The organism is Rhodanobacter aciditrophus (assembly GCF_042679525.1).
Classification (GTDB): domain Bacteria; phylum Pseudomonadota; class Gammaproteobacteria; order Pseudomonadales; family Marinomonadaceae; genus Marinomonas; species Marinomonas aciditrophus.
On the sequence record NZ_JBHTMN010000007.1, the window covers coordinates 373,040 to 394,007 of the forward strand.

At 48.5% G+C, this 20,968-nt stretch carries 19 protein-coding genes; 14 read left to right on the top strand and 5 right to left on the bottom strand.

The genetic code is table 11. From position 1 onward, the window contains the following. Window positions 1–25: 25 nt before the first annotated feature. From cyoA to cyoE, 5 genes are read left to right on the top strand one after another with little or no spacing between them, the layout of a single operon-like run. Complete coding sequence (gene cyoA / locus ACFQ45_RS07080) at window positions 26–988, top strand: ubiquinol oxidase subunit II (protein ID WP_377366298.1); 963 nt, start codon at window positions 26–28, stop codon at window positions 986–988. Continuing rightward, window positions 988–2,964 (top strand): cytochrome o ubiquinol oxidase subunit I, encoded by a 1,977-nt coding sequence (gene cyoB, locus ACFQ45_RS07085; protein ID WP_377366299.1) that lies wholly within the window; start codon window positions 988–990, stop codon window positions 2,962–2,964. Before cyoA ends, cyoB begins: the two co-directional genes overlap by 1 nt. Before the next feature lie 2 nt (window positions 2,965–2,966). Next, on the top strand, window positions 2,967–3,575 hold the full coding sequence (gene cyoC / locus ACFQ45_RS07090) for a cytochrome o ubiquinol oxidase subunit III (RefSeq protein ID WP_377366300.1): 609 nt from the start codon (window positions 2,967–2,969) through the stop codon (window positions 3,573–3,575). Then, on the top strand, window positions 3,576–3,899 hold the full coding sequence (cyoD, locus tag ACFQ45_RS07095) for a cytochrome o ubiquinol oxidase subunit IV (protein WP_377366301.1): 324 nt from the start codon (window positions 3,576–3,578) through the stop codon (window positions 3,897–3,899). Between the two features lie 12 nt (window positions 3,900–3,911). Further along, a complete protein-coding gene (cyoE, locus tag ACFQ45_RS07100) occupies window positions 3,912–4,847 on the top strand; it encodes a heme o synthase (protein ID WP_377366302.1) in 936 nt (311 codons plus the stop codon). Window positions 4,848–5,218: 371 nt separating this feature from the next. Here cyoE and dld read toward each other — a convergent pair whose 3' ends face one another. Then, on the bottom strand, window positions 5,219–6,934 hold the full coding sequence (gene dld / locus ACFQ45_RS07105; protein ID WP_377366303.1) for a D-lactate dehydrogenase: 1,716 nt from the start codon (window positions 6,932–6,934) through the stop codon (window positions 5,219–5,221). A 223-nt stretch (window positions 6,935–7,157) separates the two neighbouring features. On the opposite strand from dld, the gene ACFQ45_RS07110 reads away from it, so the two are divergent. After that, a complete protein-coding gene (locus tag ACFQ45_RS07110; protein WP_377366304.1) occupies window positions 7,158–8,354 on the top strand; it encodes a putative manganese transporter in 1,197 nt (398 codons plus the stop codon). A gap of 83 nt (window positions 8,355–8,437) precedes the next feature. On the opposite strand, the gene ACFQ45_RS07115 is transcribed toward ACFQ45_RS07110, so the two are convergent. After that, window positions 8,438–9,877: an NCS1 family nucleobase:cation symporter-1 gene (locus ACFQ45_RS07115; RefSeq protein ID WP_377366305.1), complete on the bottom strand. Its 1,440-nt coding sequence runs from the start codon at window positions 9,875–9,877 to the stop codon at window positions 8,438–8,440. Window positions 9,878–10,221: 344 nt separating this feature from the next. Between ACFQ45_RS07115 and ACFQ45_RS07120 the strand changes: the two genes are divergently transcribed. The 3 genes from ACFQ45_RS07120 to ACFQ45_RS07130 all read left to right on the top strand — a co-directional run bounded on the left by ACFQ45_RS07120 (window position 10,222) and on the right by ACFQ45_RS07130 (window position 12,639). Continuing rightward, window positions 10,222–10,953 carry an aspartate/glutamate racemase family protein gene (locus tag ACFQ45_RS07120; RefSeq protein ID WP_377366306.1) on the top strand — a complete coding sequence of 244 codons (732 nt, stop codon included), beginning with the start codon at window positions 10,222–10,224 and terminating at the stop codon, window positions 10,951–10,953. Between the two features lie 12 nt (window positions 10,954–10,965). Further along, a complete protein-coding gene (gene puuE / locus ACFQ45_RS07125; protein ID WP_377366307.1) occupies window positions 10,966–11,904 on the top strand; it encodes an allantoinase PuuE in 939 nt (312 codons plus the stop codon). A gap of 117 nt (window positions 11,905–12,021) precedes the next feature. Then, the gene (locus tag ACFQ45_RS07130) at window positions 12,022–12,639 is read left to right on the top strand and encodes a methyltransferase family protein (RefSeq protein WP_377366308.1); all 618 of its coding nucleotides are present in this window, start codon (window positions 12,022–12,024) and stop codon (window positions 12,637–12,639) included. Here the strand turns inward: ACFQ45_RS07130 and ACFQ45_RS07135 are convergent. Next, a complete protein-coding gene (locus tag ACFQ45_RS07135) occupies window positions 12,590–13,156 on the bottom strand; it encodes a hypothetical protein (protein WP_377366309.1) in 567 nt (188 codons plus the stop codon). The two genes, ACFQ45_RS07130 and ACFQ45_RS07135, sit on opposite strands and share 50 nt — an antisense overlap. Beyond that, the gene (locus tag ACFQ45_RS07140; protein WP_377366310.1) at window positions 13,153–13,488 is read right to left on the bottom strand and encodes a DUF805 domain-containing protein; all 336 of its coding nucleotides are present in this window, start codon (window positions 13,486–13,488) and stop codon (window positions 13,153–13,155) included. The genes ACFQ45_RS07135 and ACFQ45_RS07140 overlap by 4 nt, the downstream gene beginning before the upstream one ends. A 140-nt stretch (window positions 13,489–13,628) precedes the next feature. On the opposite strand from ACFQ45_RS07140, the gene ACFQ45_RS07145 reads away from it, so the two are divergent. After that, window positions 13,629–14,675 (top strand): helix-turn-helix domain-containing protein, encoded by a 1,047-nt coding sequence (locus tag ACFQ45_RS07145; RefSeq protein ID WP_377366311.1) that lies wholly within the window; start codon window positions 13,629–13,631, stop codon window positions 14,673–14,675. A gap of 733 nt (window positions 14,676–15,408) precedes the next feature. On the opposite strand, the gene ACFQ45_RS07150 is transcribed toward ACFQ45_RS07145, so the two are convergent. After that, on the bottom strand, window positions 15,409–16,242 hold the full coding sequence (locus ACFQ45_RS07150; protein WP_377366312.1) for a helix-turn-helix domain-containing protein: 834 nt from the start codon (window positions 16,240–16,242) through the stop codon (window positions 15,409–15,411). A 174-nt stretch (window positions 16,243–16,416) separates the two neighbouring features. Between ACFQ45_RS07150 and ACFQ45_RS07155 the strand changes: the two genes are divergently transcribed. From ACFQ45_RS07155 to ACFQ45_RS07170, 4 genes are all read left to right on the top strand, one after another. Beyond that, complete coding sequence (locus ACFQ45_RS07155) at window positions 16,417–17,556, top strand: tyramine oxidase subunit B (RefSeq protein WP_377366313.1); 1,140 nt, start codon at window positions 16,417–16,419, stop codon at window positions 17,554–17,556. Window positions 17,557–17,631: 75 nt separating this feature from the next. Next, on the top strand, window positions 17,632–18,054 hold the full coding sequence (locus ACFQ45_RS07160; RefSeq protein WP_377366314.1) for a RidA family protein: 423 nt from the start codon (window positions 17,632–17,634) through the stop codon (window positions 18,052–18,054). A gap of 26 nt (window positions 18,055–18,080) precedes the next feature. Continuing rightward, window positions 18,081–19,373 carry an NAD(P)/FAD-dependent oxidoreductase gene (locus ACFQ45_RS07165; RefSeq protein ID WP_377366315.1) on the top strand — a complete coding sequence of 431 codons (1,293 nt, stop codon included), beginning with the start codon at window positions 18,081–18,083 and terminating at the stop codon, window positions 19,371–19,373. 72 nt (window positions 19,374–19,445) lie between these two features. Further along, entirely contained in the window at window positions 19,446–20,837 is a 1,392-nt protein-coding gene (locus ACFQ45_RS07170) for an APC family permease (RefSeq protein WP_377366316.1), read from the top strand. Window positions 20,838–20,968: the final 131 nt, after the last annotated feature.

The following is a 20,968-nucleotide window of genomic DNA, read 5'->3' on the forward strand; positions in this document are numbered from 1 at the left end:
GCCTACGTCAATCTAGGGTTAGAGGATGAATCTCTTGTTAACTCGTAACTTAAGTAAAGTCGCTTTGGCAGCACTAGTTGTATTACTAGCTGGTTGTCAGGGTGGTGTGCTTGACCCGAAAGGACAAATCGGTGTTCAAGAGAAGGAGCTGATTATTACAGCGACTGTCTTGATGCTGCTTGTCGTGGTTCCAGTTATCTTCATGACGCTTTACTTCGCTTGGAAATATCGCGAAGGTCGTGGTGAAGCTTACGAACCAAAATGGTCGCACTCCACAAAAATTGAGACCGTCGTATGGGTGATTCCAATTATCATCATCGTGATTCTTGGTGTTATTACGTACAAATCAACGCACGCGTTGAACCCATACAAACCAATTGAATCTGATGAAGAGCCTGTGACTGTTGAAGTCGTGTCTCTGAACTGGAAGTGGTTGTTCATTTACCCAGATCTTGGTATCGCAACGGTGAACGAGTTAGCGTTCCCAGCGAACGTTCCTGTGAACTTCAAGATCACGTCTGCGGGCACAATGAACTCATTCTTCATCCCTCAGCTGGGCAGTCAGATTTACTCTATGGCTGGCATGGAAACCAAACTTCACTTGATCGCAGATGAGCCAGGTACTTTCAAAGGTATTTCGGCAAACTACTCTGGTCATGGTTTCACTGGTATGCAGTTCGAAGCGATCGCAACGCCTACTCGTGAAGATTTCCAAACATGGGTTGAAAACGTCAAAGCATCAGGTGAAGCGCTAACAACTGAGCGCTACGAAGAGCTGCTTGAGCCTACTGAATACCACCCTGTGGAATACTTCGGTTCGGTGAAAGATGGCTTGTACTTCGACATCATCTGGGAATACATGGGCGACATGGGCCGTATTGATTTCTACGGTAAGCCTGAATACGGTGCAGAACTTCCTGAAGGCGTGATTTTGCCTCAGCGTGAGCGTACTAGCACTTCCCATGAAGCTGAGGAGGCCTCTCACTAATGAATCTTCTAGGTAAATTGTCTTGGGATTCGATCCCTCATGACCCTATTGTCCTAGGCACCCTTGCGGTAGTAGCTATCGGCGGCGCGGCGTTGTTCGTGTTTATGACGCTTGCTAAGAAATGGGGCTGGCTATGGCGTGAATGGTTGACGTCTGTTGACCACAAGCGTTTGGGTATCATGTACATCATCCTAGCATTCGTAATGTTGATCCGTGGTTTTGCGGACGCGATTATGATGCGTACACAGCTTGCTGTGGCAACCAATGGTTCGGAAGGCTACCTGCCACCGCACCATTACGACCAGATCTTTACGGCACACGGTGTCATCATGATCATCTTTATGGCGATGCCATTTATGATCGGTTTGATGAACATTGTGCTTCCTCTACAGATCGGTGCTCGTGACGTTGCTTTCCCGTTCCTTAACAACTTGTCTTTCTGGTTGGCGGTTTCGGGTGCAGTGCTAGTGAACATCTCTCTAGGTCTTGGTGAATTCGCTATGACTGGTTGGGTGGCATACCCTCCGTTGTCGGGGCTTGAATTCAGTCCAGGGGTAGGTGTTGATTACTACATATGGGCGTTGCAGATATCTGGTATCGGTACGACTCTAACAGGTGTTAACTTCTTGGTAACTGTACTTAAGATGCGTGCACCTGGCATGAAGTTGATGGATATGCCGATCTTTACTTGGACCTGTACTTGGGCCAACGTTTTGATCGTTGCATCTTTCCCGATCCTGACTGCTGCCCTAGCCATGTTGACGCTTGACCGTTACTTGGATTTCCACTTCTTCACCAACGACGCTGGCGGGAACTCGATGATGTACATCAACTTGTTCTGGGCTTGGGGTCACCCTGAAGTATATATCCTTGTATTACCAGCGTTTGGTATCTTCTCTGAGATCGTGTCTACGTTCACAGGTAAGCGCCTATTTGGTTACAAGTCGATGGTTTACGCCTCTGGTGCGATTTCCATCCTAGGTTTCATCGTATGGCTGCACCACTTCTTTACCATGGGTGCGAGTGCCAACGTTAACGCCTTCTTCGGTATCATGACGATGATCATCGCGATTCCGACGGGTGTGAAACTGTTCAACTGGTTGTTCACCATGTACAAAGGCCGTGTACGTCTTGAAGTTCCTATGCTTTGGACCCTTGGCTTCATCGTGATCTTCTCGATCGGTGGTATGACTGGTGTACTACTTGCTGTACCAGGTGCAGACTACGTACTGCACAACTCATTGTTCCTAATCGCTCACTTCCATAACACGATTATCGGTGGTGCGGTGTTTGGTTACCTAGCGGGCTTTGCCTTCTGGTTCCCGAAAGCAATGGGCTTCCACCTAGATCCAAAATACGGAAAGATCTCTTTCTGGTGTTGGACAATCGGTTTCCTACTAGCCTTTATGCCATTGTACGTTCTTGGTTTCCTAGGTATGACTCGTCGTCTTAACCACACGGACAACCCTGATTGGAACATCTGGCTATACATCGCTGCTGTAGGTGCCTTTGTTATCGCGATTGGTATCGCTTCTCAGTTCATCCAATTGTTCCTTGGCTTCAAAAACAAAGACAAGAACTTGGACAAAACTGGCGATCCATGGAACGGTCACACTCTTGAGTGGTCTTTGGCGTCTCCTCCACAGTTCTACAACTTTGCGAAAATCCCGCATGTTGATGACATTGATGCCTTCACTGACATGAAAGAGAAAGGTACTGCGTACCAGCGTCATGAAAGCTACGAGCCTATCCACATGCCAAGCAACACAAACGCTGGCCCAATCATGGGTGCGTTGGCAACTGCTATGGGCTTTGCCCTAATCTGGCACATCTGGTGGTTGGCTGGTGCAAGCTTTATTGGTCTGATCGTTGCCTTCATCTGTCGTGCGTACGCTAGTAACACTGATTACTACGTTCAGCCTGATGAAGTGACACGTATCGAAAACGAACATCTTGATAACGTGGCTAAGGGGTAAGCATGAGTACTTCTGCAACTGCGCATCACGATGCGCACCATGACGAGCACCACGATACCGGACGTAACACTACGTTAGGTTTCTGGATTTACCTAATGACGGACTGCATCTTGTTTGCGTCCTTCTTTGCAACCTACGCTGTGTTGTTTATGAACACAGCGGGTGGTGTGTCTGGTAAAGATATTTTTGACCTGAATCTGATTGCGGGCGGTACTGCTGCCCTATTGTTAAGCTCGATTACTTTCGGCTTTGCGATGATCAGTGCGTACAAGCAAAACAAAGGTGGCGTGCTATTTTGGTTAGCCGTGACTTTCTTGTTCGGTGCTACCTTCATCGCGATTGAATTGTACGAGTTCAATCACTTGATTCACGCAGGTCACGGCCCAAGCGCTAGTGCTTTCCTAACTGCCTTCTTCTCGTTAGTAGGTCTTCACGGTTTGCACGTAACGGCGGGTCTATTATGGATCACAGTTTTGTTTATTGATGTGGCTAAGCGTGGTCTGAAAGACCGCACTGTAACTCGCTTAGGTTGCCTAAGCTTGTTCTGGCACTTCCTAGACGTGATCTGGATCTGTGTATTCTCTTTCGTCTACCTAATGGGAGCTATGTAAATGAGTCAACATGATCACGATGCACATTCTCACGGTAGCGTAAGCTCATACGTTATTGGTTTCGTTCTGTCTGTTATTTTGACAGTGATTCCATTTTGGGCAGTAATGACTGGTGCTTTTGATCGCGCCACGCTGTTTGCGGTTATCGTTGTAACAGCTGTGGTTCAGATCGTTGTGCACCTTAAGTACTTCTTGCACCTAAACTTCACTAAAGAAGGCAAGATCGATACTTTCTCATTTATCTTTACTGCACTGATTATCGTAATGGTTGTAGCGTTGTCCGTTTGGATTATCTACGAATCCGTTCTGATGATGATGTACTAGGCGAAGAAACGTATGTTTAAGCGGAAATCCTCGTCGCAACAACCAGAGCAGCATAGTGTGTTCGACCGTTACGTTAAAGTAACCAAGCCGGGCATCATTATGGGCAACTTGATCTCCGTGGCGGGGGGATACTTCCTCGCCGCTCGCGGAGACATTGATTGGCTGATCATGCTAGTGACCATCATTGGATTGTCACTGGTTGTGGCTTCTGGCTGTGCGATCAATAACTGTGTCGACCGCGACATTGACGCTAAGATGCAGCGTACTCGTAACCGCGTAACCGTAACGGGTGAGATGTCTTTAAAGGCCGCTCTCGCCCATGGGTTGGTGTTAGGCGTGGTTGGGTTTGGATTGCTGGCGTATTTCACGAATCCCGTGGCTGTGTTTTTCGCAGCCTTCGGTTACTTCGTGTACGTTGTGCTTTACACCCTATACTTCAAACGCAACTCGGTTTACGGAACTTTGATCGGGAGCTTGTCTGGTGCAGTACCACCAGTGGTGGGTTACTGTGCAGTTACAGGGCAGTTCGATGCAGGTGCGGCGATTTTGTTGGTAATGTTTAGTATTTGGCAGATGCCTCATTCCTATGCCATTGCCATCTTCCGCTACAAGGACTACGCAGCAGCAGGTATCCCTGTGCTACCGGTTGCTGAGGGCATTCAGAAGGCGAAACATCACATTGTGTTATGGATCGCTGCGTTTGGTATCGCAACGGCTATGCTGCCTCTGACAGGTTATGTTGGTGTGGGCTTTATGGCGGTTGCGGCCTCGACCAGCCTTTGGTGGTTGTACATGGCGCTGAAAGGCTACCGTAAAGACATTGATGTGAATCGTTGGGCACGCCAAGTGTTCTTCTTTTCTATCATTACGGTGACTGCGCTGAGTGTAACCATGTCATTAGACTTTCGTGCCGTAGGGCCGGATTATCTAGTGATGCTGGCCCGCTGAGCCTAGTTCGTTGAAGAATTGAAAACGCCCCGTTGGGAAACCAGCGGGGCGTTTTTTATTGGGCGTTATAAAGCCTCTTCGTTAGACTCTAACGAACGTCTCAAAGCAGATAGGGGGCGCTGATAAAAGCTTGTAGCGAATTTGATGGAACGCTTAAAAGATGGAGGGATAGTGGTATTAAGGTTAATCAAGTCCGTCGAGCAGAAGGCTCGTGGAATTTAGAATTAAAGCCTGAGTGATCTGCTAGACGGTTACCTGATTTTGGATTTGCGCAGACGTGTCGAGGAACGAAGACAATACGCAAGCAAATTAAAAGCAGGTAAGTGTCTTCTGAAAAACAAAGCCCACTTCATCGAAGCGGGCTTTGTTGCTTAGGCTTGCCAGTTTTTCTTCTTGCTGGTTTGGCCGATGCCAGCATTAAAGCTGTTGGTGGGGTCGATCTTTTGGTAGAAGGAGCTTAAGCTTTCTTCTGCCTTATACTCGTGTCCCACGTTGTGTTCTGCTGGGTATTTCGCGCCACGGGCATCGAAGGTCGCCAGAATTTGTTTCTTCAGAGCCTTGCCGTCTACCCCTTGTTTTAGGACGTAGTTCTGGTGCATCACGTGACAAAAGAAGTGACCGTAGTACATCTTCACAGCGATTTGCTCATCAATTTCTGGTGGTAGAGTCTCGTACCAATCTCGTTCGTTACGTGGGAAAGCCACGTCTATGGTCATGATGGAGCCGAGGTTTTGCGCCTTATTTTGAATTAAGTGGAAGCGGCTCAATGCGCCACCTGCCACGAAACGATGTAGGATGGCCTGTTCCGCTTCTCGCTCAGTACACTCGAAGAAGCCGCCTTTCTCAGGGTTTTCTTTGAAATATTGAGTAAGGTAGGCGCGCGCTTCGTCGACACCTTGGTTTGCGGTTTCAATGATCCAGTGGTGGTCGTATTGTTTGCGGAAGTCTTCCATGGGTTTCGGCAAATGATTCGGAAAGAAATTGCTCATGAACTGCAAAGCCCGGTCAGAAAACTGCTTCGGAATAAAGCTGAACTTCCCTGAAATACGATCCACAGTACGTTTCACGGCAAATAATTTAGGCATGTACTTAGTGCCCAGTTTATCGATGACTATAAAGGTATCTTTGCCATATTTTTTACTTAGGTCATAGCAGCTCTTGTGCATGTACTCACCCGACACAGGAATATGCTTGAACTGGGATAGCATATGGCGGCGGATGTCTTCCATAACGCTAGGGTCATTGGTGCCCATGTAGAATACTTGCTGCTTTTCAGGAATCGGGAACGTATCCATGCGCACGGCAAATACCGCTAGCTTACCAGCACAACCTGCAGACTCATGAAGACGACGTGGGTCGGCGTTAAAACGTGATGGTGTGTCTGCGTCCACGTCACGGACGCGTTGTTCGTATTCCACGTCTGAGGCCCGTTGTGCGGTATCAAGAATGTCAGACGCTTGGTAGCGCTTGTTTTCTAGGTTGCTTAGGATTTCTTCTGGGGAGTCTCCAAGCTTAATCCCCAAGTGATTGACCAGCTCTAGTTTGCCGTCATGGGTGACTTCTGCGTAGAGAGACATTTCTGTGTAAGCAGGGCCTCGTTGTACCAGAGCGCCGCCAGAGTTATTACAAATGCCACCTACGATGGATGCGCCAATGCAAGAGGAGCCAATCACAGAGTGTGGCTCACGGCCATGAGGTTTTAACTCTTCTTCTAGACCAAATAGCGTACTACCCGGTAAGCCGATGATCTGTTCACCATTTTTAATGATTTGTACTTCATCGATGCGCATGGTGCTAACAATCACCACTGGGCGGTCATAATCGGCGCCACTTGGAGTAGAGCCACCCGTTAAGCCCGTGTTCGCGGCTTGCATGATGACGATGACATCGGCTTCGACACAGGCTTGTAGCACGTGCCAAATTTCTACCAGGCTCCCTGGGCGAACCACAGCATATGCGCTGCCATTGCCAAAACGGAAACCTTTGCAAAATGGGGCTTTTTTATCGTCGTCTGTATAGAGGTATTTAGCACCGACAATGCCTTTGAGGGTGTCGGCGAGAGGAAGAGAAGAAAGTTCAGTATTCATTAATGCCTGTACCAATGAGAGTTAGCCAATAACGCTTCACATAAGCGCTGGGAGGGGCTGCCACAATATTCAAGAACGCACTACTTTATAAGTTTTTCGAGGGTTTAGCTAATCATCGCTCGTTATGGGTGTCCTAAAAAAACCTGATAGACACCGGAAAAGCTTTGACTATTTTATTGTTATTGATAATCATTAACAATAAAGATTTGTGAGTGTCTCTTCTATGATGGCTGTGTTCGGATCATCTTCCCCCAGAATGTTGTTGCAAACCTTTGCCAACAAGCGAGCCTTGGTGCCTATTTTGGTGGCCTTGCTGTGGGGTTACCCTGCTACCCGGAGCCTTGTGTCCGGCGTTTTGTCTGATGCCTTTCTACAAGTATCTGCTTTTGTGGCGGCAACTTTGGCTCTGTACTACGGCATAAGTCATAGCTTTAGTGTTAAAGGCATTCAAAACTGGGTGAGCAGTAAAGCCTATCGAGAAATTCTGTTTGCCAGTGTCATGGGGGTGTTACCAGGTTGTGGTGGTGCCATCGTTGTCATCACCCAATATACCAAAGGACAGATTCGGTTTGGTGCGGTTGTGGCTGTGTTAACCAGTACTATGGGGGATGCTGCGTTTTTGCTGATCAGTCAAAGACCTCAAGATGCAGTCATTGTTTTGTCTGTTTGCATGTTGGTAGGGGTGCTCTCTGGGCTGTTTACAAACCAATTTTTGCCCGCTCCGAAGCTCTCTTTTGGGGAGAGGGAAGGTAAACCTGAGCCCTATCAAACACCGTCCACATACATGTCATCGGTGGATGTATGGATATCTCGAATCAATGTGGCTTTCTGGGGTGTTCTTATTATACCTATGGCCATCATCGCGCTGCTTATTGCCATGCAATATGACATGGACCAAATCCCTTGGTTGTCGGCTGATGGGGTTCACAGCCTAGGGGCTATGGCAGGATTTGTGTGTCTTTTGCTTTGGGCGTTATCTGCAAGAAGTGATCGCTACTCTGAATTAGCACGAGAAAATGATAACGAACTACCAAGGCACTGGATGCGCAAGGTTGCACAAGATACTCAGTTCGTCACCAGTTGGGTAGTGGTTGCTTTTATTGTGTTTGAGATCGCCATGCTGCTGGTAGGAGAGAATGACTTTATGTTCTCAGGCCCATGGCTGAGTGGTTCTATTTTGCTCGCGGCCTTGATTGGCCTACTGCCGGGATGTGGCCCGCAGATATTAGTCACAAGCTTTTATTTGCAAAATACCATTCCCATGTCTGCTTTGATCGCTAACGCGGTCAGTAATGATGGAGATGCTTTATTTCCAGCGATTGCTTTGGCACCTAAAGCCGCGGCTCTGGCCACCCTATACTCTTTTGTACCTGCCTTAATAGCGGGCTATGGCTACTATTGGATAGTAGAGATGCCATAAAAAAATCCCGCAGTACGTTTCCGTACGGCGGGCAATGAGGCAAAAAGCAGGCAATAGGGATGCCTGCTTCAATGGCGTTAAAATTAGCCTTGCTTGGCTGTTTCTAAACCATGTAGAGCAACGCGCTCAGACTCCATTAGATAGCGGTAAAGGATCGCCGCCGTGAAGCCACCAATAAACAATGCGTAATTGGCTAGGGCAGTAAAGACAAAGCTACAGAAGATGGCTACGATGCCTGCGATCACAAGGGCGTAGACGCTCTTCTTGTTTACCCCATTGTCGTACCAATAAATGCCTTGTTCAGATTCTGTGTACAGAGAATCAATGTCGATTTTGCCTTTCTTAATAAAGAAGTAGTCCACAATGATAATGCCGTATAGGGGGCCGATCATGGCGGCCAACACATCGACGGTGTAGTGGATTACTTCTGGGTTATTAAACAGGTTCCAAGGCATCAGCAGAACTGAGCCGAACGCGGCAATAAAGCCACCGGCTTTAAAGCTGATTTTCTGTGGCGATACGTTAGAAAAGTCGAACGCAGGAGCGACGAAGTTTGCCACGATGTTGATGCCCACAGTGGCAAAGATAAAGGTCATTGCGCCAAGTACGGTAATCAATCCTGAGTCTAGGCGGCGAACTGTTTCTACAGGGTCAGTAATCATACCGCCAAATACTGGAATAGATGCAGATACGATCACTACGCTGAAGATGGAGAACAAGATAAAGTTAAAAGGTAGTCCAAGTAGGTTACCGAACTTCAATTGTTTGTAGCTGCCACAGTAGCGTGAGAAGTCACTAAAGTTAAGGGTTGGCCCTGCGAAGTAGCCAGCCACCAAGGCAATGGCAATGATCATCTGCATGATGGCATCCATACCAGATAAGCTCGCATCACCTAGGGTGAAGCTGATGTTTTCCCAACCCGCTAGATTCACCATGTACACACATAAGGCAAACATGGCCACATAAATAGCAGGGCCAGACCAATCAATGACCTTACGAATCATGTCCATGCCGAACATAAAGACAATGCCTTGTAGGATCCACATGGCAGTGAATCCAATCCAGCCAAGGTAAGACAGACCTAAGAAACTGTCGTCTGCCAAGGTGCTCATGCCTGGGAAGAAATACAGCAACAAGATAATAAAGGAGCTGGAGGCCAAGAAAGTCTGTATACCATACCAAACCACCGCAATCAGGCCGCGGATAACCGCTGGAATGTTGGCGCCGAAGACCCCGAAGGACATACGTGCGATAACTGGGAATGGTGCGCCGGCTTTTTGTCCGGGTTTGCCCATTAAGTTAGCAAACAGTAGGACAATGGAGATGCCCGCGAGCAAACTGATAAATACCTGAATGCCATTTAATCCAAGAGCGAACAGACTGGCTGCAAACACATAGCCGCCGACACTGTGCACATCTGACATCCAAAAAGCAAAGATAGAATACCATCCCCACTTTTGTTCTGTATCAGGCTTGAGATCCTCGTTGCTGAGCCGAGGGCTTACTGGGAGTTTCTGGGTCATGCGAGAGTTCCTTCGTTGGTTTGCTTATTGTATACAATGTCGAATACAACTTTTGTGCCAATTTTCAGGGAACCTATATTTGCTACTCTGACAATGTTTTTTCTCTTAGGTAGAGAAATCAGTGCACACATTTGCGACAAAATAATCCTTTTTGCTCTTTATCTGTGCGTATTTTGGGTTTTTGGTGTGTCTTGTGGAGCTGATATGATTTTTAAAAAGTCTTTATGTATGCGATCTATTTCTAGTATTGTATACAATATATTGAGTCAGTCGGTGTTGGTGCTTAGATCATCCTGATGACTTTTATGTGCAACAAGTCAGCTTATAAAGGACGCGGATATCCCATGCTTATCCAACTTATCAACCCTAACACCAGCGCAACCATGACCGATGCCATGGCGACCAGCGCCCATCAGGCCGCATTACCGACCACTCAGATCCTCGCCAGTACCCCATTGCATGGCCCACAAAGTATCGAATGCGCTTTAGATGAAGCCATTGCCTCTGCGGCTTTGCTGGATCTTATTCAAGCTGGGAAGGAGCAAGGAGTAGATGCTCACATCATTGCATGTTTTGGTGATCCGGCCTTGGAAGCGGCAAGGGAGTTGGCCGATGCGCCTGTCATTGGCATCGCGGAAGCCGCCTTTCAATTGGCCAGTATTGTGGCGTTTAAGTTTGGTGTGGTGACCACCTTGTCACGCACCTTGCCTGCCAGCGAGCATCTTTTATATAAGTATGGCTACGAAAGGCATTGCAGTGGCGTTCGTGCCACGGACATTCCAGTACTTGCATTAGAGCATCTTGAGCCGCAGGCATACGCTTTGCTTAAGAGAGAGTGCGAACAAGCGATGACAGAGGATGGCGCAGAAGCGATTGTTTTAGGATGCGCTGGTATGTCGTCTCTAGTCGCTCGTTTGCAAAGCGAACTGCCAGTGCCCATTATTGATGGGGTCAGTGCAGCGGTTAAGTGGGCAGAAGCCATTCACCAGCTCGGAATTAAAACCTCTAAAGTCGGGCATTTCGGCGCCCCCGTACAAAAGTCTTATGTCGGTAGATATGAGCATTGGACCCGTTAACAGGAAATTAATATGAAACATTACTTAGAACGAGATTACGCAGGTTACGGCCGCCACAATACACCGAAAGTGGTGTGGCCAAACAACGCACGCATTGCCCTGCAATTTGTTCTGAACTTCGAAGAAGGTGGCGAAAACTGTGTGTTACACGGTGACGAACATGCGGAAACCTTCCTGTCGGAGATCTTTGGCGCCCAGCCTTTTAAAGATCGCCATATGAGTATGGAGTCCTTGTATGAATACGGCTCCCGCACGGGTGTGTGGCGCATTTTAAACGAGTTTGAGAAGCGTGGTTTGCCTCTGTCTATCTTTGCTGTGGCCACCGCTTTGCAGCGCAATCCTGACGTGGCAAAAGCCTTTGTAGAGGGTGGTCATGAGTTGGTTTGCCACGGTTTGAAGTGGATTCACTACCAAGAAATGTCTATTGAAGAAGAGCGCGCGCACATGCAAGAAGCCCTCAAGATCATTCAAGACGTGACCGGTGTGATGCCCATGGGATGGTACACAGGGCGTGATTCCCCTAATACCCGTGCCTTGGTCGCCGAGCAATCCCAGTTAAAATACGACTCGGACAACTACGGGGATGACCTACCTTACTGGGTGTCTGTACCGCATCACCAAGATTCTGAACAGACTAAGCCTCACCTGATCATTCCTTACACCCTAGATTGTAATGATATGCGCTTTGCTTCCCCTTATGGATTCAGCCATGGGGATGAATTCTTCCAGTACCTGAAGGACAATTTCGACTGTCTGTACGCTGAAGGCGAAACCGCTCCCAAAATGATGTCTATTGGTATGCACTGTCGTACTTTGGGCAAACCGTCCCGCTTTATGGCGCTAAAAAAATTCCTCGATTATGTGCAATCCCATGAGGATGTTTGGATCACGCGACGCAGCGATATTGCGGAACACTGGATGACGAATCATCCGCCAGAAGCTCAGGGTTAATGGGCTTGTGAGTTCAGAGTAAGCATAAAAGGACGCCCAGTGCGTCTTTTTTATGCTTGGCACCTGTGTACTAAGTCAGTATTGTCATCATTAAATTCTTAACGCTTGAGGTTAGTAATGCCGTCTCCAGATTGGGTCTGGGAGTTTACCCGAGGCTATTTGGCGTTCTTTTATACGTTCGTTGCGCTGTTCTATACGGTGCGCATTGTGACCTTGCAGCGTTCCACTCAACAAAACCGCGTCTTCCATGGCAAGCGAGGCTCCCTAAATTGGTGGCACCATAAGATTTTTGGCGTCTTTCGGGTGCTCATTTGGATGGTATGTGTGTGGCGCCTGTTCTTCCCGTCCATAGACTCGGCATTAGGCATTTTGCCCCTCCATGCTTATCCTTGGTTGATCATCGCCGGCAACCTGTTGCTCACCTTAGGCTTTGCTTGGGCGATTTTCGGGCATTTTTCATTGGGAAGTGCTTGGACCTCTGGCGTGGATCAACAGGGCAAAATGACGCTGGTGACCGCGGGGGTCTATGGTCTGTCTCGAAATCCCATCTATCTTGGGGTACTGACTGCGCAATTAGGCTTTATGCTGGCGCTGCCTTCGGCTTTTTCAATAGTGTGTTTTGTGGTGGGGGTCATGACCATAGTGCGCCAAACCCAAGTGGAAGAAGCGCACCTGTCACAAGTCTTTAGGGACCACTATACCCTTTACTGCTCCCGAGTAAGGCGCTGGCTGTAGTGCCAGTGACTGGAGGCTGGTGAATCGGGCGGCATGGCAGCTGCGTTTCTTGGTATCGCCACCATGACGACCAAGTTGGTTGTGGATGGAGAATGAAGGCTTCCATGGTTTCTAATCCTGCTGTTACCACCCATCCCGCCTGTGATGAATGAACACGTTCTGCGGGGAAGTCTACGCTGTTGACTTCGCGGGCTTGCATCAGTCGTTCGGATATTTCTTCAGAATACACTTGTATCACTATGTCCTCAGCGCCGTGCTCCACCCCAATGGTGCGGCCATTAAAGCCTCCTGCCAGAAAGCGCACGGGGGAAACCTCGCATAGGTCGCCTTGAGCATTGTGTGTAAGATAACGGCCTTCCCCTTTTATGCCCTTTAACAATGTTAGGGTGCCGACGATTAGGTCCGAAATCTGGACCACACCGAATGCCCCTTCCGGGATAAACAGAGGACGTTCCACGGCCTTGGCATTGGGTAGACATACAAACAGGGATAAAAGAATCACAAGCTGACGCATCATAATGGTTGCTCCTGTAATGGCTCTGGCTGGCTTGGAAACGCAAGCAAAATGAGTAGGAACAACAACCCCACACCGGGCACTAATAACAGCAAAAACCACCAAAGAGACAAACCGGTATCCCGCAATCGCCGACAACTGATCGAGAGTATTGGCAACAAGGTCACTAGGCTATAACACAGGTCGATCCAGCCGAGGTTATCCAGAGAGACTTCAAATACTGCAATGGCGCATGTGATGAGCAAGTTGATGAGCATGAACCACCAAAACCCTGCACGCTGTGTGCGTCCGGAGAAGTCTGTGGCATGCTTAAAGGCTAATAAGTAGTCGTTCATTTTAGGCTCCTTCAATTGAGTAAATCAGGTACTAATTTGGTTGAAGAAGCCCCCAAGTGCGTCCTAAATCCGGATTTAGGACGTTTGAAAAGGCGTTTTAGGACATACTGGTCAACCTATTCATGGAGTGAGATGAGCTAATGGTGTCGATCCCTTTGCCGTTTGTCGTGTCCCTGTTGTTATTAGTCTTAGCAGGGGCTGTGTTTAGTCAAAAAGGTACTGAGCAGAAATCGGCTGCGTGTTTCTTAATCATGTGTGCTTTGACCACTGGGGTGGTGGGGTTACGGTGGCTATTAGATTGGTCCATCTTGCGTATGCTACAGCCCGTGTTGGCGAGCTTGATTCCAGTGTTGGCTTGGTATGTCTTTGCTAAAGCCCATCAATCAAAGGGCATTGCCTGGTGGCATGGGCTCATGCCCAGTATTTTGATTGTCAGTTCAATTACCTATCCTTGGTGGCATCCCCCCATAGATCTTATGTTGACCCTTATGTACCTAGCTTATGGGATTGGTCTTTGGTACTTGGCATTGCATCAAGTGGCTTGGTCGGAAAACATTGCGGTGTCGGATTTACCTGCGGCGAGTTTAGTGATGCGTGTGGCGGGCAGTATGTTGTTGTTTTCAGCGATGATTGATGGGGCTCTGTCGGTGGATTTTATGTTTTGGGATGGGAGTCATGCCCAAAACATATTGGCATTGGGGCACGGAATCCTATTGCCTATGTTGTCCTTAGCGGTGATTTGGATCAGTGCCCACACACAACCCAGCGCCCTTGACGTGAATGTGCTAGATGGTGAGAAGGCCAGCTCCGCTTCCTCAGACGGCTTGCAGAGCAACAGCCCTAGCTTGTCGGAAATGCAGGCAACGATGGAGCAGGTGTCGTCAGTATTAGTTAGCCAAACCTTGTTTCTCGACCCTAACTTAACCTTGGCTAAAGTGGCGCGTAAATCTGGAGTGCCGAGTCGATTGATCTCTCAAGGGGTTAATCAGGTCTTGCAAATGAATGTCTCCCAATGGATAAACTGCTATCGCATTGAACACGCCCAGGCCCTACTTGAGCAAACCGATTTGCCCGTCACGCAGATCTATTTGGATTCAGGATTTCAAACTAAGTCAAACTTCCATCGGGAGTTTTCTCGGCAAGTGGGGTGTACGCCATCGGCTTATCGAAAACAGCAGAGTCTTTAGAGGTGGGGATTGGCAACCCCATGTGAAGTAGGTGAGGGCAAATAGAGTACGTTTGCTCGCCTCAGAAACGAAAAAAGGCAGCCTAAGCTGCCTGTTTTTGCTTTAATCCGTTAAAGCTATCTGTCCTTGAAGTGCGATTCCATCGCCGTCAATCCGTAACATGCCATCTTGGCCTAACGTTCGAATCCTTCGAACTGTTATCCTGTGAGAATCCGTCTCTGAATGTTCCTCACTCAATTCCAGCTATCCCGCAAAGCTTCATGCTTTGCTGCACATCTATGTGCCACTCAATCCTTGAGGTCCCTTTGGATAATGAGAATGTAAGTCATCCCAATAGCCTTTGCAACTTTGGTAAAAACTCCAGAAAATAAGGTTTTCTACTTATAAATCAATATGTTGCATGATTTCTTTACTGATTTTCTAACTATCTAGTATGTAATAGAGAAAACTCCTACGCCGATGTCAGATTTCCCCTACAAGATACTTCCGATTTACTGCCGTTATCGCTCAAATTGATGGAGACGATGACGAAATATCCGAGGCAGTCTTAGTGTTCATAGGCGCTTTTGATCGACAAAATGAGGGGAATGAGATGCTTTGGGATAGGCAATGGCGATCATCAACGGCCGCAATGGGTGTTTTTTTCTCCTGATCTGACAAAAATGTTCACCTCTGCCAATAGGAAAATTGCACTGGTTTTGAGCAGGAGTAGGTGTATGCGCGCTTTTTTGGATCAAAAATGCTGGATTCTATCGTAGTAAGTTTGCTGCTTTACGCGGTTTTGATAGGCCATTGGGGTGGCTTTTACGAGCTTTTTAAACTCTCTTAAAAAGTGAGATTGATCACTAAAGCCAAGATCAAATGCCATGTCAGAAAACACCACTTGGTCATGGTGATTAATGTGATAAACAGCGGACTGGCAACGAATAATTCGGCCAAATGCTTTCGGCGACATCCCCATATCGGCCCTGAATTGGCGTTGAATGGTGCGAGTGGTGTAGCCCGTTTCTTGTGCCATAGCGTCGATGCGAACATTGCCCTGTTGCTCAAAAATATTGGCGACCACATAACGGGTTAAAGGTGACATGACTCGGTTGGCTTTGCCTTCAAAAAACTGCTGGAAAGAAGCCACTTGTGAGGCGAAGCTTTTTTCACTGATGATGGCTTCAAATAGTTGATTTGCATGGGGAACTACATCCACAAAATCAAAATGATGCTCGATTAACTCCTCCGCTGACACCTTCAAACAATCGGGAATCACCCCTGATGCGAAACGGACTCCGAAATACTGATGTTGGCGCTTTAATTCGATGTCGATGGCGGACATAGGCGTGCCAAACACCCCTGCGGTTGGGCAGGTGGCATCACAATCAAACAGCATGTCTACGCAGCCGTCGGGAATCGCGAAGCTTTCCTCCACATTGTCCCCAGCTTTGAAACTGTAGAAATGGGAAATCGCCGGGTTATTTGAACCAGCAATATAGAATTTCTCAGCGGCACTGAGTACCAGCCAAGGTTGTTTTGAGCGAATCCTTTCTAACCGACTAATGACTGCTTGATGTGGCATAGCAAGACCTAAAACGAAAAGAGTTAGATCTCTTGTTTTGCAAGCAAGATGCCACATTTTGGCGACTGTTAAAGACTTTTTTCCATGTCGCAAAAGTTCAATACAGAGTGTTTTTCTCCCTCTAGCATCGAAAAGACAGTAACAACCAACACGAATTTTTTTGAAGGTGAAACGATGTCTGAGAGCACAAAGATTGATTTTATTTACCTGTCTGAGCCAGACATGATCAAAGCTGGGGTAACGGACATGCCTGGGTGTGTCGATGCCATGGAAGAGATGTTTGCCTTGCTCTATCACGGTGATTATCGCATGGCGGGTCCTAACAGTGATTCCCATGGCGCCATGATTACCTTCCCAGAAGAATCCCCGTTTCCAATGATGCCAAAGCCCACAGCTGACCGTCGTTTGATGGCGATGCCAGCTTACCTTGGTGGCGATTTTCAAACCTGTGGTGTGAAGTGGTACGGCTCTAACATTGCCAACCGCGAGAAAGGCCTGCCTCGTTCGATCTTGATGATGATTCTGAATGACATCGAGACTGGTGCACCTTTGGCTTACATGTCCGCCAACTTGTTATCAGCTTACCGTACTGGCGCTGTACCAGGTGTGGGGGCACGCCATCTAGCACGTAAAGACTCTAAAGTGATTGGTCTGTTGGGGCCAGGTGTTATGGGGCGCACTTCCGTCGCGGCATTTGTGGCCGTTTGCCCCCAGATCGATACGATCAAGGTGAAAGGTCGCGGGCAAAAGAGCCTTGATGATTTCATCACTTGGGTCAGCGTGAACTACCCACAAATCACCTCCATTCAAGTGGTCGATACGTTAGAAGAAGTGGTTCGTGATTCGGACATTGTGACCTACTGCAACTCTGGTGAAACCGGGGATCCATCCAAGTACCCATTGGTTAAGCGCGAGTGGGTGAAGCCGGGTGCCTTCCTGTCTATGCCGGGCTACTGCCAATTGGATGCAGATATGGAGCGCGATGATGTACGTAAGGTGCTGGATAACACAGGACTTTACCAAGCTTGGTATGAAGAAGTGCCTAAGCCTGCTCACCATCACATTCCGCTACCGGGTGTGCGCTTTATGGACATGATCGAAGAAGGTCAGATCACCCTAGATGACCTTGAAGACCTAGGCAAGATCGTTGCCGGTGACAGCGCTGGTCGTCAAAGCGAAGACGAAATCATCATTTTGTCAGTGGGTGGCATGCCAGTGGAAGACGTTGCTTGGGCTACCAAGATTTACCGCAACGCCATTGAAAAAGGCATAGGTGTACCTCTGAACCTTTGGGACACCCCCGCACTGCGTTAATCCCATTTATCTGTTTGTTTGGCCCATGTCCGTTTCGTTGGGCTGGGGTCGTTAAGTTATTTAGTTAGGTGCGTTATGACACAAATCGTAAAAGTAAAAACAGGTTCTAAATTCGAAGAAATCGCGAGCTACTCCCGAGTCGTGGCAGTGGAAGATTGGGTGTTTGTTTCGAATACCGCTGGCCGTAATCCAGAAACTCAGATCATTCCCGAGGATGTGTTGGAACAAACCGAGCAGGTGTTTGCCAACATTGAGCGAGCGCTAGAGAGCGTCGATGCGTCATTAAATGATGTAGTGATGTCCCGCGTGTTTATCCAAAACCCAGAAGACACGAACGCAGTGATGGCCTTTATCGGAGAAAAGTTCCGTGGTGTTGATCCTGCGACTACTGTGACCTGCCCACCGTTAGGTTCCACGGTTTACAAGGTTGAGCTAGAAGTCACTGCATACCGTGGTGCTGGCAAGGCTAATGTTAAAAAGATCGTTCTAAATCAATAATTCATTCAGCCCCCGAGACCCGACACATGACGAAAACTCTGACCACCTTTGCTACCGAAAATGCCCTGCCTGAGTCGACCTCGGTCGTCATCATTGGTGGGGGCATTGTGGGCGTCAGCGCGGCATTGACCCTTGCTGAACGTAATATCCCTGTGGTGCTGCTAGAGAAGGGGCACATTGCAGGAGAACAGTCGTCCCGCAACTTAGGCTGGATTCGAAAAACCAGTCGCCATGGCGCCGATGTGCCCTTGGCGCAGGCCGCGGATCGCCTTTGGCATGGTATGGCTGAGCGCGTGGGTGCAGAGGTGGGTTATCAGCAAGCCGGCATCATGTTCTTGGGGCGAACCGAGGAACAAATGGCCATGCACGAGGGTTGGCTAAAGTCGGTGTCGGATCTGGATTTGGATTCAAAACTGTTGTCAGCCCAAGAGGTTGATCAACTTGTCCCAGGGGGCAAGGGACAGTGGCAAGGGGGCATTTATACCCCGTCAGATGGCCGAGCTGAGCCCGCCAAAGCGACTGCTGCCATGGCGCAAGCGGCCATAGCAAAGGGGGCTGTCATTGTGCAGCAATGCGCGGTGCGAGGGCTGATTCAATCCGCAGGCCGAGTGAGTGGTGTGATGACGGAAAAAGGTGAAATCCGCTGTGATCAGGTATTACTCACGGGTGGGGCTTGGTCCCGTCGCTTTTTGGGTAATCATGGTGTGTCTTTGCCAACCTTGCCGTTGATTTGTTCTGTGCTGCGCACCAAGGCGATGGAAGGTCCTACCAATATTGCCGTTGGGGGACCTGACTTCTCCTTCCGAAAACACGAAAACGGCGGCTTCATTATCACTCAGCGAGGTAAGTTGGACGCGCCAATTCTGTTGGATCATCTCAAGATCGGCTGGAAATACCGAGACCAGCTGCGTACTGCTGGAGACTTCTTAAAAGTCAGCCTTGGTAAGGATTTCTTTGACGATCTAGCCCTGCCTCGCCGTTGGCACAATAAAGATATTACGCCGTTTGAGACGGTGCGAGTGCGCGATCCTAAGGTCAATCATGGCCTTAATCGTGATGCTCTGAACAACCTAATCAATGCATGGCCTGCCTTTGAAAACGCCGAGATAGAAGAGTCGTGGGCAGGCTTAATTGATGTCACACCGGATTCATCACCGGTGATTGATCGGATTGAGACGATTCCAGGGTTGACGATTGCCACAGGCTTTTCTGGCCATGGTTTCGGAACTGGCCCTGCTGCGGGGCAGTTAGCCGCAGATCTCGTAACAGGAGAGTCGCCATTAGTCGATCCAACACCTTATCGGTTTAGCCGATTTTAAGGTGTTCTGAGCCGTAAGTGTTCACCCGTCAGGGCATAAAAATATTGTGTAAATCACAAGAGGAACTAAAGAATGAGCGATATCACAACCACAGAGAGCTTAGCTGCTGGCAGCTCCAGTGCGTCAAAAATGAAGAAGATAGGATTAATTACCATGATGGCTGTGTGCATAGGCATGGTCATCGTTCAGGGTGCCATGATCTCTGCTCTACAGGGGATTGGTATCGGAGGCATGGCATTTATCTTTGCGATGATTGCTGCCCTCATTATTGCCCAGTTTAATGCCATGAGCTTCGCTGAACTGTCTTTGATGTTCCCTCAAGAGGGCACCTTGGCGACTTATACACAAAAAGCCATTGGTCACTTTCCTGCGATCGTAGCGGTGTTTGCGGGGTATGTGGTGGTGGCCATGCTGGCATTGCCAGTGGAGCTGTTCTTGGTGGATGCCATGATCGGTGAGCTGTTACCGGGCATGTTCCCTGAAAAACTAGTGCCTTTGGCGATCATTGTGATTCTTGCGGTGACCAACCTTATTGGTGCAGATGTCTTTGCTAAGGTGCAGAATATCTTGGCGTTTGTCATGGTGTCGGCCTTGATCGTGACGGGGCTGGTGGCCTTTAGCAGTGGTTCTGAAGCGCCTGCTTTGACCGGCACTCCGGTGGATTGGAGCTTTGGCGGTGTGATGGATGGCAGTTTCATTGGCTTGATTGCATTGGCTATGTGGTTGTTCGTTGGCGCAGAGTACATTTGCCCGATGATCAATGAAGTGAAAGATCCCGTTAAGAGCATTCCCCGTGCCATGCGTTTGTCTCTGTTTGCCATTTTCGCCATCTTCGCGGCGTTTGCTTACGGTGCCACCTTGTTCTTGGACACTGATACCTTGTTGGGATCTCCAATCCCTTACTTGGATTACGCCAGTGCTGTTTTTGGCCCAGCAGGATTAACCATCGCAACGATTATGGCGCTGACGGCAACGTGCAGTACAGTGAACACGATTTTTGCGGCGCTGCCTCGTATGTTGCATGGCATGGCGGAAAATAAGCAGGCGTTCCCACAATTGAAGCAATTAAATCGCCATAATGTACCTTGGGTCGGTGTGGTGATGATGGCTGTTTTGTCTGCCTTGCCATTTCTATTGCTCGACATCGATTCCTTGATTGTTCTTGTGATCGCGGCCACAACGAGTTATTTGCTGGCTTACATCATTGCCCACATTAATGTCATCGTGCTGCGTCAGCGCATGCCGAACCACAAGCGTCCTTACCGTTCTCCGTTTTACCCATTGCCACAGATTCTAGGCATCGCTGCCATGCTGTATGTGGCGCTAAACAACTCTCCTGCACCGGAAATGACGCAGCTGGTGTACAGCATTGCTGGGGGAATGTTGCTGGTAATCAGTGTGATTGCTGCAGTGTGGGTAAAAGTCTTTATGAAGCGTGGCTTGTTTGAGCCAGACAGTGAGTAAATTAGCTGCTTTGGCAGTGTGTTTGCGCCCAATCTTTCTTGGTTTTGCCTCCCTAAACTGAAGGGAGATAGGGTAACTACCCGAGTGGTTTTAGATCGAAACCCTCGGGTATTTTTTGATTCTTGAGAGAG

Coding starts and splice junctions, on each gene's coding strand:
- cyoC (WP_377366300.1), top strand. CDS start 2,967: ATGAGTACTTCTGCAACTGCGCATCACGATGCGCACCATGACGAGCAC.
- ACFQ45_RS07150 (WP_377366312.1), bottom strand. CDS start 16,242: ATGCCACATCAAGCAGTCATTAGTCGGTTAGAAAGGATTCGCTCAAAA.
- puuE (WP_377366307.1), top strand. CDS start 10,966: ATGAAACATTACTTAGAACGAGATTACGCAGGTTACGGCCGCCACAAT.
- cyoA (WP_377366298.1), top strand. CDS start 26: ATGAATCTCTTGTTAACTCGTAACTTAAGTAAAGTCGCTTTGGCAGCA.
- ACFQ45_RS07130 (WP_377366308.1), top strand. CDS start 12,022: ATGCCGTCTCCAGATTGGGTCTGGGAGTTTACCCGAGGCTATTTGGCG.
- ACFQ45_RS07145 (WP_377366311.1), top strand. CDS start 13,629: ATGGTGTCGATCCCTTTGCCGTTTGTCGTGTCCCTGTTGTTATTAGTC.
- cyoB (WP_377366299.1), top strand. CDS start 988: ATGAATCTTCTAGGTAAATTGTCTTGGGATTCGATCCCTCATGACCCT.
- ACFQ45_RS07165 (WP_377366315.1), top strand. CDS start 18,081: ATGACGAAAACTCTGACCACCTTTGCTACCGAAAATGCCCTGCCTGAG.
- ACFQ45_RS07120 (WP_377366306.1), top strand. CDS start 10,222: ATGCTTATCCAACTTATCAACCCTAACACCAGCGCAACCATGACCGAT.
- ACFQ45_RS07115 (WP_377366305.1), bottom strand. CDS start 9,877: ATGACCCAGAAACTCCCAGTAAGCCCTCGGCTCAGCAACGAGGATCTC.
- ACFQ45_RS07170 (WP_377366316.1), top strand. CDS start 19,446: ATGAGCGATATCACAACCACAGAGAGCTTAGCTGCTGGCAGCTCCAGT.
- ACFQ45_RS07110 (WP_377366304.1), top strand. CDS start 7,158: ATGATGGCTGTGTTCGGATCATCTTCCCCCAGAATGTTGTTGCAAACC.
- dld (WP_377366303.1), bottom strand. CDS start 6,934: ATGAATACTGAACTTTCTTCTCTTCCTCTCGCCGACACCCTCAAAGGC.
- ACFQ45_RS07160 (WP_377366314.1), top strand. CDS start 17,632: ATGACACAAATCGTAAAAGTAAAAACAGGTTCTAAATTCGAAGAAATC.
- cyoE (WP_377366302.1), top strand. CDS start 3,912: ATGTTTAAGCGGAAATCCTCGTCGCAACAACCAGAGCAGCATAGTGTG.
- ACFQ45_RS07135 (WP_377366309.1), bottom strand. CDS start 13,156: ATGATGCGTCAGCTTGTGATTCTTTTATCCCTGTTTGTATGTCTACCC.
- ACFQ45_RS07155 (WP_377366313.1), top strand. CDS start 16,417: ATGTCTGAGAGCACAAAGATTGATTTTATTTACCTGTCTGAGCCAGAC.
- cyoD (WP_377366301.1), top strand. CDS start 3,576: ATGAGTCAACATGATCACGATGCACATTCTCACGGTAGCGTAAGCTCA.
- ACFQ45_RS07140 (WP_377366310.1), bottom strand. CDS start 13,488: ATGAACGACTACTTATTAGCCTTTAAGCATGCCACAGACTTCTCCGGA.